Genomic DNA, 14,340 nt, shown 5'->3' with positions numbered 1-14,340 from the left:
TCGGCGGTGCCGAGGGAGTCAGGACCTGTTACGTCCTGAGCAGGGTGCCGCTCACTCCTCGCCGCCCTCGGCGTCCTCAGCACCCTCCCCGGCCCCGCCGCCCCCGCCCCGCTCCGCCCGCGCCAGCGACGCCGCCGCCTCGTGCATCGCGAGTTCCAGCAGCGCCGGATCGACCAGCGTGCCGGAGCCGTCCGGTGGGATCAGCCAGCGGACACCGCCGGTGGACCGGCCTGGGTAGGGCACGACGATCCAGGTGCCGCGCCCCGCACCCCGCACCCCCGTGCCCAGCCAGCGCGCGACCGTGCCCGCGGGCACGAAGAAGCCCATCCGGGCGTCGCCGAAGTCGGCGAGCACCGGGCCGGGCTGGTCCACGACCCGGGCCAGCACGTCCAGCGTGGGGTAGCCCAGATCGCCGGGCAGGATGAGCACGTCCCAGAGCCGGCCGGCCGGGAGCAGGACGACCCCCAGGGGGTTGCGTTCCCACTCCCAGCGGCAGGCGTCCGGATCCGGTGCCACCGACACCAGCCACTCGACCGCCGACTTGCTCCCCGAAACCGTCATGGCGAACCTTCCTCTCGTCGGTCACGCATACGCGTGTCACGAGGAAGAGCGGCCCCGGGGGCGGCCATTACGCAGCTTCCGCTACTGAGTGGTAGTGAAGCGCGTCACGGAGCGGTGCGGCGTACGCCGGTGCAGGTCCGGGTCAGCTGTCGAAGCCGAGTCCCATCTTGTCCATCGCGCGGAGCCATACATTGCGGCGCCCGGCGTTCTCGTCGGCCCGCGCCAGGGACCACTTGGTGAGCGCCACGCCGGTCCAGGCGAACGGCTCCGGCGGGAACGGCAGCGGCTTGGAGCGGACCATCTCCAGGCGCGTGCGCTCCGTGCGCTCGCCCGCGAGCAGGTCGAGCATCACCTCGGCGCCGAACCGCGTGGCCCCCACCCCGAGTCCGGTGTATCCGGCGGCGTACGCGACCCGCTCCCCGTACGCCGTGCCGAAGAACGCCGAGAAGCGCGAGCACGTGTCGATCGCGCCGCCCCACGCGTGCGTGAAGCGCACCCCCTCCAGCTGCGGGAAGCAGGTGAAGAAGTGCCCGGCGAGCTTCGCGTACGTCTCGGGGCGGTGGTCGTACTCGGCGCGGACCTTGCCGCCGTACGGGTAGACGGCGTCGTACCCGCCCCACAGGATGCGGTTGTCGGCGGAGAGCCGGAAGTAGTGGAACTGGTTGGCGGCGTCGCCGAGGCCCTGGCGGCCCTGCCAGCCGATCGCGGCGAGCTGGTCGGGGGTCAGGGGCTCGGTCATCAGGGCGTAGTCGTACACCGGGACGGTGTACGGACGGACGCGCTTGACCAGGGACGGGAAGACGTTCGTGCCGAGGGCGACCTGGCGGGCGTAGACCCGGCCGTAGGGCGTCCGGATCGCCATGCCCGCGCCGGGCGAGGCGAGTTGGAGGGCCGGGGTGTGTTCGTGGACGCGCACGCCGAGGTCGAGGCAGGCGCGCTTGAGGCCCCAGGCGAGCTTCGCCGGGTGCAGCATGGCGACGCCGTCACGGTCCCAGAGGCCGCCGAGGAACGTGGGCGAGTCCACCTGCGCACGCAGCGCGTCCGCGTCGAGCATCTCGGCGCCGCCCGCGAGGCCGAGCCCGGCCATCTCCTCGTACACCTCGTGCAGTTCGGCGAGCTGGTGCGGCTGGGTGGCCACGTCGATCTCGCCGGTGCGCTCGAAGTCGCAGTCGATGCCGTAGCGGGCGACGGCGGCCTCGATCTCGTCGAGGTTGCGGGCGCCCAGCTCCTCCAGCTTCGCGATCTCGTCCGGCCAGCGGGCGAGGCCGTTGGGCAGGCCGTGGGTGAGGGACGCGGCGCAGAAGCCGCCGTTGCGGCCGGAGGCGGCCCAGCCGATCTCGCGGCCCTCGACGAGGACGACGTCGCGGCCGGGGTCGCGCTCCTTGGCGATCAGGGCCGTCCACAGGCCGCTGTAGCCGCCGCCGACGACGAGCAGGTCGCAGCGCTCGTCGCCGACCAGGGCCGGTTCGGGGTCGGGCTTCTTGGGGTCGTCAAGCCAGAACGAGACCGGCTTGGCCTCGGCGAGAGACGTGGTCCAACGGGTCATGGCGCTTGGGGCCATGATTTCCAACTCCTTCAGGGCTCTTACAGGGATTTCTTGGCGCGGCGCTTTCCGACGATCATTCCTGCCACCACGAGAAGGACGGCAATCAGGAACATGGCCGTGCCGATCACATTGATCTGAACGGGCGTACCCCGCTGCGCGGATCCCCAGACGAACATGGGGAAGGTCACAGTCGATCCGGCGTTGAAGTTCGTGATGATGAAGTCGTCGAAGGAGAGCGCGAAGGCGAGCAGCGCGCCCGCCGCGATGCCGGGGGCGGCGATCGGCAGGGTGACCCGCAGGAAGGTCTGCACGGGCCCGGCGTAGAGGTCCTGCGCGGCCTGTTCCAGACGCGGGTCCATGGACATCACGCGCGCCTTCACGGCCGTCACCACGAAGCTCAGGCAGAACATGATGTGCGCGATGAGGACGGTCCAGAAGCCCAGCTGAGCGCCCATGTTGAGGAACAGCGTGAGCAGCGAGGCGGCCATGACGACCTCGGGCATCGCCATCGGCAGGAAGATCAGCGAGTTCACGGCGCCGCGCGCCCGGAAGCGGTAGCGCACCAGCGCGAAGGCGATCATCGTGCCGAGGACGGTCGCGCCGAGCGTCGCCCAGAAGGCGATCTGCAGGCTCAGCGACAGCGAGCCGCACATGTCGGCGACGCCGCAGGGGTCCTTCCAGGCGTCCGTCGAGAATTCCTGCCAGGAGTAATTGAAGCGGCCCTTCGGCTTGTTGAAGGAGAAGACCGTGACGACGACATTGGGCAGCAGCAGATAGCCGAGCGTGACAAGACCGGCGATGACGACGAGATTCCGGCGCAGCCAACGGAAAAAGGCGGAGAAGAAAGACATCAGACGAGATCCTCCGTCCCCGACTTGCGGATGTAGAACGTCACCATGAACAGAATCGCGGCCATCAGGATGAAGGAGAGCGCCGCGGCCGTCGGGTAATCCAGAATGCGCAGGAACTGCGTCTGGATGACGTTGCCGACCATGCGGGTGTCGGTGGACCCGAGCAGGTCGGCGTTCACGTAGTCGCCCGCCGCCGGGATGAAGGTGAGCAGGGTGCCGGAGACGACGCCCGGCATGGACAGCGGGAAGGTCACCTTGCGGAAGGTGGTGGACGGCCGGGCGTAGAGGTCGCCCGCGGCCTCGTGCAGGCGGCCGTCGATGCGCTCCAGGGAGGTGTAGAGCGGCAGGATCATGAACGGCAGGAAGTTGTACGTGAGTCCGCAGACCACCGCGAGCGGGGTGGCGAGGACGCGGTCGCCGTCGGTGGCGCCGAGCCAGTTGGTGACGTCGAGGAGGTGCAGGTTGTTCAGGGCGCCCACGACCGGCCCGCCGTCGGCGAGGATCGTCTTCCACGCCAGCGTACGGATGAGGAAGCTGGTGAAGAACGGCGCTATCACCAGGACCAGGATCAGATTGCGCCAGCGGCCCGCGCGGAACGCGATCAGATACGCCAGCGGATAGCCGAGCAGCAGACACAGGATCGTCGCGGCGCCCGCGTAGATCACCGAGCGCAGGAACTGCGGCCAGTAGTCGCCGAGCGCGTCCCAGTAGGTGGCGAAGTGCCAGGTGACCTTGTAGCCCTCTTCGAGGGAGCCGGTCTGCACGGACGTCGACGCCTGGTAGACGAGCGGCAGCGCGAAGAAGACGAGCAGCCAGAGGATGCCGGGAAGCAGCAGCCAGTAGGGGACGAGGCGGCCGCGCTTGCGGGGCGGGCGCGCCGGGGGCTCGTCGGCCTCGGGGGGCGCCTGCACGGGGGCCGTCACGCGTCCTCCTCGACCTTCTCCACGCCCGCCTCGGCATCCTGGTCGGCGTCGAGCCCGAAGGTGTGCGCCGGGTTCCAGTGCAGGACGACCTCGGCGCCCGGGACGAGCCGGGTGTCGCGCTCGATGTTCTGCGCGTACACCTCGAAGGCGTCGCAGACGGGGCTGTCGACGACGTACTGCGTGGAGACGCCGATGAAGCTGGAGTCGGCGATGCGGCCGGTGATGCAGTTGCGGCCGTCGGGGATCGCGCCCGCGTCCTCGGCGTGCGCGATCGAGATCTTCTCCGGGCGCACGCCCACCAGGACCGTGCCGCCGGTGGTGGCGGCGGCCGTACATCGCGCCCTGGGCAGCGTCAGCTTCCCGCCGCCCGCCTTCAGGAACACGTCATCGCCGCTGGCCTCGGCCACCTCGGCCTCGATGAAGTTGGACGTGCCGAGGAAGTTGGCGACGAACGTGGTGCGCGGGTTCTCGTACAGGTCGGCGGGGGCGCCCTGCTGCTCGACGCGGCCGCCGTTCATCACGGCCACGGTGTCGGCCATCGTCATGGCCTCCTCCTGGTCGTGCGTGACGTGCACGAAGGTGATGCCGACCTCGGTCTGGATGCGCTTGAGTTCGAGCTGCATCTGACGGCGCAGCTTCAGGTCGAGGGCGCCGAGGGGCTCGTCGAGGAGCAGCACCTTGGGGTGGTTGATGAGCGCGCGGGCGACGGCGACGCGCTGCTGCTGGCCGCCGGAGAGCTGGTGCGGCTTCTTGCGAGCCTGCTCGCCGAGCTGGACCAGGTCGAGCATCTCGCCGACCTGCTTCTTCACCGACTTGATGCCGCGTCGGCGCAGGCCGAAGGCGACGTTCTCGAAGATGTCGAGGTGCGGGAAGAGGGCGTACGACTGGAAGACGGTGTTCACGGGGCGCTTGTAGGGCGGCAGCGCGGTGACGTCCTGCTCGCCGAGGCGGACGGTGCCGCTGCTGGGCTCCTCCAGGCCCGCGATCATGCGCAGGGTGGTGGTCTTGCCGCAGCCGGAGGCGCCGAGCAGCGCGAAGAAGGAGCCCTGGGGCACGGTGAGATCGAGCGGGTGCACGGCCGTGAAGGAGCCGTAGGTCTTGCTGATACCGCTGAGGCGTACGTCGCCGCCGTGCTCTTTGGGTTCTGTGGCAGTCGTCATGTTGGCGTCCAGAGGAGGTCGAGGAGGTTCCGGCGGAAGTTCCAGAGGAGGGCGCGGAGAAGTGCGTCAAGAACCGGTGAGCTTCGCGAACTTCCCCTCGTACGCGGCCTCTTCCTTGGGGGTGAGCGAACGGAAGGCGTGCGACTTCGCGGCCATGGCCTTGTCGGGGATGATCAGCGGGTTCGCCGCGGCCTTGGGGTCGATCTTCGCGAGCGCGTCGCGGACGCCGTCGACCGGGCACACATAGTTGATGTAGGCGGCGAGGCGGGCCGCGGGGCCGGGCTCGTAGTAGTAGTCGATGAGCCGTTCGGCGTTCCGCTTGTGGCGCGCCTTGTTGGGGACCAGGAGGTTGTCCGTCGAGGTCAGGTAGCCGCTGTCCGGGATGGCGAACTCGATGTCGGGGTTGGAGAGTTTGAGCTGGACGACGTCCCCGGCCCAGGCCACGCACGCGGCGAGGTCGCCCTTGTCGAGGTCGGCGGTGTAGTCGTTGCCGGTGAAGCGGCGGATCTGCTTCTTGTCGACGGCCTTCTGAAGCCGCGCGACGGCCGCGTCGAAGTCGTCGTCGGTGAACTTCGCCGGGTCCTTGCCGAGGTCGAGCAGCACCATGCCCATGGAGTCGCGCATCTCGGACAGGAAGCCCACGCGCCCCTTGAGTTTCGGCTCGTCGAGGAGCTGCGACACCGAGGTGATCTTCTCCCCGTCGGTGGCCTTCTTGTTGTACGCGATGACGGTGGAGATGCCGGTCCAGGGGTACGAGTAGGCGCGCCCGGGGTCCCAGTCGGGTGAGCGGAACTGGGCGGACAGATTGGCGTAGGCGTGCGGCAGCTGGGCCGGGTCGAGCTTCTGCACCCAGCCGAAGCGGATCAGGCGGGCGGCGAGCCAGTCCGTGACGCAGATCAGGTCGCGCCCGGTGTCCTGCCCGGCGGCGAGCTGCGGCTTGATCTTCCCGAAGAACTCGTTGTTGTCGTTGATGTCCTCGGTGTACTTGACCTTGATCCCGGTGCGTTTCGTGAACGCGTCGAGGGTGGGGCGCCGCTCGTCCTCGTCGACGTCCATGTACTCGGTCCAATTGGAGAAGTTGACGCGCTTCTCCTTGTCCGAGCGGTCGTCCGCGGCGATGCCGCCCTCGCCCTTGCCGGCCGCGGGGATGCCGCACGCGCTCAGGGCGCCGAGCCCGCCCGCGGCGAGCAGGCCGCCGCCGGAGGCGCGCAGCAGCGACCGGCGGGTGAGCGCGGCCCTGCCGTTCCTCAGGCTGCGGTGCATGGCGGCCACCTGGGCCGGGGAGAGCGGGTCGGGCTCGTACTGCTCCATGTGCTGATCGCCCTTTCGGGAGGTGAGCGGGCGGGTGCCGCCGGTCGCGCGGCGCCCGCCTTCGCGTTCCGGCTATCGGTCCCCGAAGATCGTGCGGTGCCAGTCCTTCCTGGCCACCGCGGTGTTGTCGAACATGACGTGCTTGATCTGCGTGTACTCCTCGAAGGAGTAGGCGGACATGTCCTTGCCGTAGCCGGACGCCTTGTAGCCGCCGTGCGGCATCTCGCTGAGGATCGGGATGTGGTCGTTGACCCACACGCAGCCCGCCTTGATCTCGCGGGTCGCGCGGTTGGCGCGGAAGACGTCCCGGGTCCAGGCGGAGGCGGCGAGGCCGTAGGGGGTGTCGTTGGCGAGGCGGATGCCGTCGGCGTCGGAGTCGAAGGGCAGCACGACGAGCACCGGTCCGAAGATCTCCGCCTGCACCGCCTCGCTGTCCTGCGCGGCGTCGGCGATGAGAGTGGGCCTGTAGTACGCCCCGGGGTGGTCGAGTGCCTCGCCTCCGGTCACCACGCGCGCGTAGGAGCGGGCCCGGTCGACGAAGGCGGCGACGCGGTCGCGGTGCGTGTGCGAGATGAGCGGGCCGAGGTCGGTGGCCGGGTCGAAGGGGTCGCCGAGCCGCACGGTCGCCATCAGGTCGGCGACGCCCGCCACGAAGGCGTCGTACAACGGCCTCTGTACGTACGCGCGCGTGGCGGCCGTGCAGTCCTGGCCGCTGTTGATGAGGGCGCCCGCGACGGCCCCGTGCACGGCGGCCTCCAGGTCGGCGTCGTCGAACACCACGAAGGGCGCCTTGCCGCCGAGCTCCAGGTGCAGCCGCTTGACGGTGGCGGTGGCGACCTCCGCGACGCGCTTGCCGACGCCGGTCGAGCCGGTGAAGGACGTCATGACGACGTCGGGGTGCCCGACGAGGTGCTCACCGGCCTCCCGCCCGGCCCCGGTGACGATGTTGACGACACCGTCGGGGATCCCGGCTGCGGTGGCGGCCTGCGCGAACATCAGCGAGGTGAACGGCGTCAGCTCGGACGGCTTCAGGACGATGGTGTTGCCCGCCGCGATCGCCGGGAGCACCTTCCAGGCGGCCATCTGGAGCGGATAGTTCCAGGGCGCGATGGAGCCGACGACGCCGATCGGTTCGCGGCGGACGTACGAGGTGTGGTCGCCGCCGTCGTACTCCCCCGCCGACTGGCCCTGGAGGTGGCGGGCGGCGCCCGCGAAGAAGGCGGTGTTGTCGATGGTGCCCGGTACGTCGAACTCGCGGCTCAGCTTGATCGGCTTGCCGCACTGCAGGGACTCGGCCCGCGCCAGCTCCTCGGCCCGGTCGGACAGCTCGGCGGCGAAGCGGTGCATCGCGTCGGAGCGCTCCCCGGGGCTCGCGGCCGACCAGCCGACGTACGCGTCCGCAGCGGCGGCGACCGCGTCGTCCACGTCCTTGGCGCCCGCCAGCTCGTACGTGAGGACCTCGTCGCCCGTGGCCGGATCGACCACCGCGTGGGTGCGTCCCGACGTGCCCTGGGTGAGGCGTCCGGCGCTGTACTGGGCGCCGTCCGCGAACCGGTCCCGCGCCTGGAATGTGTGCATGACGCTCTCCTCCGCCGACCGCCCCGTCCCGAGAGGGTCGGCGTAGTTCCAGATCGATTTGAGTGCCGATCCTGACAGGGGGTCGATGGTCCAGCAAGTGATTCCGTTGTTGCCTTTTGGTTACGCGACGGAATCTGTCGACCAGGTGTCGAGTCGGCTTGGAAATTGTGGGACGGAGTGTCAGTGGTGCCTGCCAGAGTGGCGTGCATGAGCCATTTCTCGGGGGAGGACACGGGCGTGGACACGGGGGAAGACAGGGAGAGGAACAGGGCCGAGTACCTGTACTTCTGGGGGCACGCACCGCGCCGTGACGGCGCGCTGGGACACAGCTGTTTCAGCCAGTGGTGGCCCTCGCCGTTCACGGCCGACGGCGTGGAGTACGCGACGGCGGAGCACTGGATGATGGCCGCGAAGGCCCGCCTCTTCGGCGACGCCGACGCCGAGCGGGCGGCGCTCACGGCCCGGACGCCCGCCGAGGCCAAGCGGGCCGGGCGGCTGGTGCGGGGGTTCGACGACCAGGTCTGGGAGCGGGAGCGCTTCGGGATCGTGGTCGAGGGGTCGGTGCGGAAGTTCTCCTCGGACGAGGCGCTGCGGGCGTATCTCGTGGGCACCGGGGAGCGGGTCCTGGTCGAGGCGAGCCCGGTGGACCGGGTGTGGGGCGTCGGGCTCGCCGCCGACGATCCGCGGATCGGGGATCCGGCCGGGTGGCCGGGGCTGAATCTGCTGGGGTTCGCGCTGATGGAGGCGCGGGGGCGGCTGCGGTAGCCGCGTTCCGCTCCCGCTGTGGGTGCCTGGGTCGCCCGGGGGGCGGCGGGCCCAGGTGGGCACAGCCCAGGCCGACGAACGGTGTGGGGCACCCCGGAACTCCCCGGGGACCCCGTCCTACGATGATCCCCGACCCCTCGGGGTCATCGATCAGCCGATCACACCGCGTTCCCGGGGAGGAACCCAATGTCCGACCACCGCACCACCCCCGTCGCCCAGGCGCAGGCGCACACGTTCATCGCCGGACTGCCCAAGGCCGAACTCCACGTCCACCACGTCGGCTCCGCCTCCCCCCGGATCGTCTCCGCCCTCGCCGCCCGGCACCCCGACTCGAAGGTGCCCACGGACATCGAGGCCCTCGCGGACTACTTCACGTTCACGGACTTCGCGCACTTCATCCAGGTGTACCTGTCCGTCGTGGACCTGATCCGCACCCCCGACGACGTCCACCTCCTCACCTTCGAGGTGGCCCGCGAGCTGTCCCGGCAGAACGTGCGGTACGCCGAGCTGACCATCACCCCCTTCTCCTCCACCCGCCGCGGCATCGACGAGCGCGCCTTCATGGCCGCCATCGAGGACGCCCGCAAGACGGCCGAGGCGGAGCTGAACGTCGTCCTGCGCTGGTGCTTCGACATCCCCGGCGAGGCGGGCCTGGAGTCGGCGGAGGAGACCGTCCGGCTCGCCACCACCGACGGCATCCGCCCCGAGGGCCTGGTCTCCTTCGGCCTCGGCGGCCCCGAGATCGGCGTACCGCGCCCGCAGTTCAAGCCGTACTTCGACCGCGCCATCGCCGCCGGCCTGCACTCGGTGCCGCACGCGGGCGAGACCACGGGCCCGGAGACCGTCTGGGACGCGCTCACGCACCTGCGCGCCGAGCGCATCGGCCACGGCACCAGCTCCGCCAAGGACCCGAAGCTCCTCGCGCACCTCGCCGAGCACCGCATCCCGCTGGAGGTCTGCCCGACCTCGAACATCGCCACGCGCGCCGTCGCCACCCTCGACGAGCACCCGCTCAAGCAGTTCGTGGACGCGGGCGTCATCGTCACCATCAACTCCGACGACCCGCCGATGTTCGGCACCGACCTCAACAACGAGTACGCGGTCGCCGCCCGTCTCCTCGGCCTCGACGAGCGCGGCATCGCCGACCTCGCGAAGAACGGCGTCGAGGCGTCGTTCCTCGACCGGGCGGGCAAGGACAGGATCGCCGCGGAGATCGACGCGTACACGGAGAACTGGCTGGCCTCCTGACCTGGCTTGACGCACAGGGACCGGCCCTGTGGCACGTGGGGACCAGCCCCCTGACGCACGCGTGAGCGCGGCGCGGGCGGGCCCCGGGCCGACAGGGCCCCGGGGCCCGTCCCCCGCCACAATGGGTGCCATGCGCACCGTGACTGCCGTGGCCCACCGAGGTGACCCCTACCGCGTCCGCGAGAACACCCTCCCCTCCCTGCGCTCCGCGCTCGAACGGGGCGCGGACGCCGTGGAGATCGACGTCCGCCTGACCCGCGACGCCGTCCCCGTCCTGCTGCACGACGCGACCCTCGCCCGCCTCTGGGACCACGACCGGCCGCTGTCCGCGCTGTCCGCCGACGAGGTGCGCGGGCTGACCGACGGCGGCGTACCCACCCTCGAAGAGGCCCTGAAGGAGACGGACGGCCACCGCGTCCTCGTCGACCTGCCCGGCGCGACCCCCGAGTCGGTGCGCACGATCGTCGGCGTCATCGCCGACTGCGGTGCCGCGGAGCGGGCGCACTACTGCGCGGGCCCCGACGCGATGCTCGCGGTGCGGGCCGCGGACCCGGCCGCGGAGATCGCCCTCACCTGGAAGTCGCTCGCCCCGCCCCGGCCCGCCGTGCTCGCCGCGATCGCCCCGCGCTGGCTCAACTACCGCTTCGGGCTCGTGAGTCGGGACCTGGTCGACCGCGTGCACGCGAGCGGCCTGCTGGTCTCCGCGTGGACTCCCGACACCCGGCGCTCCATGCGTCGGCTCATCTCCCACGGGGTGGACTCGATCACCACCAACCGCGTGGACGCACTCGCCGCCGAGCTGTCACGAGAGCCCCGGCGGCACCGTCGGCGGACGGGCAAGGAACTTCACGAGTGAGCACAGCGCACGCAGCGGACGGCGCGGTGGGCCGCAAGCCGCGACGCCGACCCAGCGGAGAACCGTAGCGCCGAACCCTCGGCCAGACCCTAGCCCGGCTCCCCCGCCACCAGCCCGACCGGCGGCACGATGGCCTGCGCGTCCACGCCCTCGCCGACCCAGAGGCCGATCAGGAGCGCGGCCGTCGCCTCGACGAGCCCGGCGCGGTCGAGGCCGCCCGCGTCGTAGGGCTCGCAGCCGATGTCCCGCACCAGTGCGCGTACGACACCCAGCGCGTCCTCGTCGTCACCGCACACCGGCACCGCGAGCCGCCGCCCGTCGAACACGGGGGGCGCGAGCCGCCACACGCTGTCGTGACACAGGTTGAACGCCTTCACCACATGGGCCCCTGGCGCGGCGGCGGCCAGCCGTTCGGCGGCGGACTCGGCGCCCCGCGTGAGCAGCGCGAAGCCCTCGCCCACGGGGTTGCCGCAGTCGATCAGGACCCGGCCGCGCAGGGCGTCGGCGAGCCCGGCGGCGACGTCGGCCCCGGCCGCGTACGGCAGCGCGTGCAGCACGGCGCCGTCCCCGAACTCGACGGCGGCCCGCAGGGAGCCGTGCCCCACCGCGCCGATCCGCCCCGCGAGCGCGGCCGCCCGGCCCTCGTCGCGCCCGCCCACGAACACCTCGTGCCCGGCCCGGGCCCACTGCGTCCCCAGCGCGTCGGCCATGTTCCCGGCCCCAAGAATCCCGATCCGCATACGTGTGACTCTCCCTCGCACATCCCATGCCCCGGCCCACCGACCGGCACGAGAACGACACTAGAAAGCCGCTCGGGCACCGATCGGTAAGTCTCGGCCCGCCTCCACCGCCTCCGGCCCCCTCGGGCACCATGCGAAGGGTGACGCCTCACACCGCACCCCACGATCCGACCCGCGACGCGCCCCGCCGTCCGCCCCAGCCCCCGCCCCACGAACCCACTGACCTCCTCGCCGACTGCCGCGCCCGCCTCGCCTTCGACCTGCTCGCCAACACCTGGAACGCGGTGACGCTCTGGGCCCTTCGACACGGCCCCCTGCGCCCGCGCGAACTGCGCGACCGCATCGGCGGCATCAGCCCCAAGATCCTCACGGAGACCCTCCGCCGCCTGGAGCACAACGGCCTGCTGACCCGCCACGCCTACGCCGAGTCCCCACCCCGCGTCGAGTACGCCCTCACCGACCTCGGCCGCACCCTCCTCCCCCCGATCGAGGCGTTCGGCGCCTGGGCCCACGAACACGGCGACGAGGTCCTCGCGGCCCAGGACAGAGCCGAGGACCCCTGAGGGGATCTCCCCTACAACTCCCCCTAGACACCCACCAGTTGCCCCGGACCCGCCTCAGGGTCCCCACCCCTCCCCAGAGACGATCCGCCCCCACCCGCCCGCCGCACAGGATGAGAGGGAACCCGCAGCCACTCACCTGGAGCAGCTCATGCGTGTACGTGCCGGTCTCTCCGCCACGATCGCCACCGCCGTCGTTCTCGGCCTCACGGCCGCCGCGGCACCCGCCCTCGCGAGCGGCGCCGAGGCGGCGCCGGCCACCGTCGCCGCGGACACCCGCTCGGAGCCCGACGCCGACGCGCTGCGTGCGGCCATCGCCGGGCTTCCCGACGCCGACGCGACGGCCGCGCTGGTGCGGGTGCGGGGGAAGAAGACGTCATGGCACGGGAGTTCGGGGGTGCGGGATCTGAGGTCGGGGCGGGACGCCCTCCCGGAGGGGCGGTTCCGGGCCGGGTCCACGACGAAGGTGGTGACGGCGGCCGTGGTGCTCCAGCTCGCCGCCGAGGGCAGAGTCGACCTGAACGCGCCCGTGCAGCGCTATCTGCCCGACCTCTTCACCGCGAACGCCGACGCCTTCCGCAAGCCCATCTCCGTACGCCAACTCCTCAACCACAGCAGCGGATTGCAGCCGGGCCGCTCTCTGGGCAAGACCTTCGAGGAGCTGTACGCGCACCGCTTCGAGACGCTCACCCCGCGGGAGGTCGCCGTCACGTCGATCGCGAAGGGGCCCGCGTACGACCCGGGGGTCAAGCAGGAGTACCTGGGCATCAACTACACGCTCCTGGGGCTTCTCATCGAGAAGGTCACGGGGCGGTCGTACGAGCACGAGGCCACCCGGCGCGTCCTCGATCGCGCGGGCATGCGGCACTCCTCCTTCCCCGGCACCGACCCGCGCATCCACGGCCCGCACAACCGCGGCTACCAGGCCGTGAAGACGCCGGACGGCGGGACGCGCCTCGTCGACGTCACCGAGTGGAACCAGCGGGACCGGATGGCGGGCGGCGACATGATCTCCACGACGGCCGACCTGGAGCGGCTGACCGTCGCGCTGTTCAAGGGCAGGATCGTGCCGAAGCCGCAACTGGAGGAGATGTTCACGGTGCCGTCGGACATCGCGGGCGCCACGATGAGCGCGGGCCTGACGCGGTACGAGGCGCCCGACGGGCGGGTCGTCTGGCTGAAGACCGGCGGGCGGCACGGCTACAACTCGATCGTCGCCGCCACCCGGAACCTGGACACCGTCCTCGTCTACTCGGTCAACTCCACCGACGCCAAGGGCCAGGACATGAACCCGGTCGCCCAGCGCATCGTCGAGGCGGCGCTCAGGCCCGCCCGCGGCTGACCCCCGCCCGCGGGCCGGACCTACGCGTTCGTCCCGCCGTCCACCGTGAGCTCCGCGCCCGTGATGGTGCGCCCGCCCGGACCCACCAGGTGGGCGACCGTCGCCGCGATGTCGTCGGCGTCGGAGTAGTGGCCGAGGGCGGAGATGCCGCGCTGGAAGTCGGAGCTGTCCCCGTCGGCCGGGTTCATGTCCGTGTCCGTCGAGCCGGGGTGCACGGCGTTGACGGTGATGCCGCGGGGGCCGAGTTCACGGGCGAGGGCCTTGGTGAAGCCGCTGAGGGCGGACTTGCTCATGGAGTACAGGACGATGCCGCCGAACGGCACCCGGTGCACGAGGTTGCTGCCGATGCTCACGATGCGCCCGCCCCGCGGGAGATGGGCGACGGCGGCCTGTCCGGCGACGAACGCGGCGCGGGCGTGGATCGCGAGGGTCCGGTCGAGCTCGGCCAGGCTGACGTCCTCGAACGGCCCGTACGGATACACGCCCGCGTTGTTGACCAGGATGTCCAGGCGGCCCAGCTCCCGCGCCGCCCGCTCCACGGCCTCCCGCACCGCGTCCGCGTCCGCCGCGTCGGCCTGGATGGCGACGGCCCGCCGCCCCGCCGCCTCCACGTCGGCCACGACGGCCTCGGCCTTCGCCTTCCCGGCCGCGCTCACATAGGTGAACGCCACATCGGCCCCGTCCCGCGCGAGACGCCGCACGATCGCCGCCCCGATCCCCCGGCTGCCACCCGTCACCAGCGCGGCCTTGCCCAGCAGCTCAGTCATCCCGACCCCAAGTCTCGATCTTGTACGCATCCGTGCGCCGACCCCGGACCACATTTCTGTGTCGATCGGCACAGAAAACTTTCACACGGGCGCACCAGCACGTCAAGGCCTATATTTGTCAGTCACTACAGA

14 protein-coding genes are annotated in these 14,340 nt (G+C 71.3%); 5 read left to right on the top strand and 9 right to left on the bottom strand.

Features of this window, described 5'->3' with window-relative positions:
* Nucleotides 1-51: 51 nt before the first annotated feature.
* The 7 genes from ACZ6AA_RS06640 to ACZ6AA_RS06610 all read right to left on the bottom strand — a co-directional run bounded on the left by ACZ6AA_RS06640 (nucleotide 52) and on the right by ACZ6AA_RS06610 (nucleotide 7,930).
* Nucleotides 52-561: a hypothetical protein gene (locus ACZ6AA_RS06640; protein WP_468451856.1), complete on the bottom strand. Its 510-nt coding sequence runs from the start codon at nucleotides 559-561 to the stop codon at nucleotides 52-54.
* Nucleotides 562-703: 142 nt separating this feature from the next.
* A complete protein-coding gene (locus ACZ6AA_RS06635) occupies nucleotides 704-2,122 on the bottom strand; it encodes an NAD(P)/FAD-dependent oxidoreductase (RefSeq protein ID WP_468451858.1) in 1,419 nt (472 codons plus the stop codon).
* Between the two features lie 23 nt (nucleotides 2,123-2,145).
* Nucleotides 2,146-2,958 (bottom strand): ABC transporter permease, encoded by an 813-nt coding sequence (locus ACZ6AA_RS06630; RefSeq protein WP_471456532.1) that lies wholly within the window; start codon nucleotides 2,956-2,958, stop codon nucleotides 2,146-2,148.
* On the bottom strand, nucleotides 2,958-3,881 hold the full coding sequence (locus tag ACZ6AA_RS06625) for an ABC transporter permease (RefSeq protein ID WP_471456530.1): 924 nt from the start codon (nucleotides 3,879-3,881) through the stop codon (nucleotides 2,958-2,960). The genes ACZ6AA_RS06630 and ACZ6AA_RS06625 overlap by 1 nt, the downstream gene beginning before the upstream one ends.
* Entirely contained in the window at nucleotides 3,878-5,041 is a 1,164-nt protein-coding gene (locus tag ACZ6AA_RS06620; protein WP_471456528.1) for an ABC transporter ATP-binding protein, read from the bottom strand. The genes ACZ6AA_RS06625 and ACZ6AA_RS06620 overlap by 4 nt, the downstream gene beginning before the upstream one ends.
* 66 nt (nucleotides 5,042-5,107) lie before the next feature.
* Nucleotides 5,108-6,352, bottom strand: coding sequence for a polyamine ABC transporter substrate-binding protein (locus tag ACZ6AA_RS06615; protein WP_468451864.1), 1,245 nt, complete (start codon nucleotides 6,350-6,352; stop codon nucleotides 5,108-5,110).
* 72 nt (nucleotides 6,353-6,424) lie between these two features.
* Nucleotides 6,425-7,930: a gamma-aminobutyraldehyde dehydrogenase gene (locus ACZ6AA_RS06610; protein WP_471456526.1), complete on the bottom strand. Its 1,506-nt coding sequence runs from the start codon at nucleotides 7,928-7,930 to the stop codon at nucleotides 6,425-6,427.
* Between the two features lie 207 nt (nucleotides 7,931-8,137).
* Between ACZ6AA_RS06610 and ACZ6AA_RS06605 the strand changes: the two genes are divergently transcribed.
* The 3 genes from ACZ6AA_RS06605 (at nucleotide 8,138) to ACZ6AA_RS06595 (ending at nucleotide 10,799) form a co-directional block, all read left to right on the top strand.
* Nucleotides 8,138-8,695, top strand: a complete 558-nt coding sequence (locus ACZ6AA_RS06605) for an NADAR family protein (protein ID WP_468451868.1) — start codon at nucleotides 8,138-8,140, stop codon at nucleotides 8,693-8,695.
* Between the two features lie 186 nt (nucleotides 8,696-8,881).
* Entirely contained in the window at nucleotides 8,882-9,943 is a 1,062-nt protein-coding gene (locus ACZ6AA_RS06600) for an adenosine deaminase (protein WP_468481995.1), read from the top strand.
* 130 nt (nucleotides 9,944-10,073) lie between these two features.
* The gene (locus ACZ6AA_RS06595) at nucleotides 10,074-10,799 is read left to right on the top strand and encodes a glycerophosphodiester phosphodiesterase (protein WP_471456524.1); all 726 of its coding nucleotides are present in this window, start codon (nucleotides 10,074-10,076) and stop codon (nucleotides 10,797-10,799) included.
* Nucleotides 10,800-10,888: 89 nt separating this feature from the next.
* On the opposite strand, the gene ACZ6AA_RS06590 is transcribed toward ACZ6AA_RS06595, so the two are convergent.
* Nucleotides 10,889-11,539 (bottom strand): NADPH-dependent F420 reductase, encoded by a 651-nt coding sequence (locus ACZ6AA_RS06590; RefSeq protein ID WP_471456522.1) that lies wholly within the window; start codon nucleotides 11,537-11,539, stop codon nucleotides 10,889-10,891.
* Between the two features lie 260 nt (nucleotides 11,540-11,799).
* On the opposite strand from ACZ6AA_RS06590, the gene ACZ6AA_RS06585 reads away from it, so the two are divergent.
* Complete coding sequence (locus ACZ6AA_RS06585; RefSeq protein WP_468452606.1) at nucleotides 11,800-12,102, top strand: winged helix-turn-helix transcriptional regulator; 303 nt, start codon at nucleotides 11,800-11,802, stop codon at nucleotides 12,100-12,102.
* Between the two features lie 148 nt (nucleotides 12,103-12,250).
* A complete protein-coding gene (locus ACZ6AA_RS06580) occupies nucleotides 12,251-13,441 on the top strand; it encodes a serine hydrolase domain-containing protein (RefSeq protein ID WP_468451876.1) in 1,191 nt (396 codons plus the stop codon).
* A gap of 20 nt (nucleotides 13,442-13,461) precedes the next feature.
* Here the strand turns inward: ACZ6AA_RS06580 and ACZ6AA_RS06575 are convergent, their stop codons facing one another.
* Nucleotides 13,462-14,208 (bottom strand): SDR family NAD(P)-dependent oxidoreductase, encoded by a 747-nt coding sequence (locus ACZ6AA_RS06575; RefSeq protein WP_468451878.1) that lies wholly within the window; start codon nucleotides 14,206-14,208, stop codon nucleotides 13,462-13,464.
* Nucleotides 14,209-14,340: the final 132 nt, after the last annotated feature.

This window comes from Streptomyces sp. NPDC040610, from assembly GCF_055594065.1.
The sequence above is the reverse complement of the archived record's forward strand: the minus strand, read 5'-3'. Positions and strand labels throughout refer to the sequence as shown.

Coding starts and splice junctions, on each gene's coding strand:
- ACZ6AA_RS06610 (WP_471456526.1), bottom strand. CDS start 7,930: ATGCACACATTCCAGGCGCGGGACCGGTTCGCGGACGGCGCCCAGTAC.
- ACZ6AA_RS06630 (WP_471456532.1), bottom strand. CDS start 2,958: ATGTCTTTCTTCTCCGCCTTTTTCCGTTGGCTGCGCCGGAATCTCGTC.
- ACZ6AA_RS06605 (WP_468451868.1), top strand. CDS start 8,138: ATGAGCCATTTCTCGGGGGAGGACACGGGCGTGGACACGGGGGAAGAC.
- ACZ6AA_RS06580 (WP_468451876.1), top strand. CDS start 12,251: ATGCGTGTACGTGCCGGTCTCTCCGCCACGATCGCCACCGCCGTCGTT.
- ACZ6AA_RS06590 (WP_471456522.1), bottom strand. CDS start 11,539: ATGCGGATCGGGATTCTTGGGGCCGGGAACATGGCCGACGCGCTGGGG.
- ACZ6AA_RS06600 (WP_468481995.1), top strand. CDS start 8,882: ATGTCCGACCACCGCACCACCCCCGTCGCCCAGGCGCAGGCGCACACG.
- ACZ6AA_RS06640 (WP_468451856.1), bottom strand. CDS start 561: ATGACGGTTTCGGGGAGCAAGTCGGCGGTCGAGTGGCTGGTGTCGGTG.
- ACZ6AA_RS06635 (WP_468451858.1), bottom strand. CDS start 2,122: ATGGCCCCAAGCGCCATGACCCGTTGGACCACGTCTCTCGCCGAGGCC.
- ACZ6AA_RS06575 (WP_468451878.1), bottom strand. CDS start 14,208: ATGACTGAGCTGCTGGGCAAGGCCGCGCTGGTGACGGGTGGCAGCCGG.
- ACZ6AA_RS06620 (WP_471456528.1), bottom strand. CDS start 5,041: ATGACGACTGCCACAGAACCCAAAGAGCACGGCGGCGACGTACGCCTC.
- ACZ6AA_RS06595 (WP_471456524.1), top strand. CDS start 10,074: ATGCGCACCGTGACTGCCGTGGCCCACCGAGGTGACCCCTACCGCGTC.
- ACZ6AA_RS06615 (WP_468451864.1), bottom strand. CDS start 6,352: ATGGAGCAGTACGAGCCCGACCCGCTCTCCCCGGCCCAGGTGGCCGCC.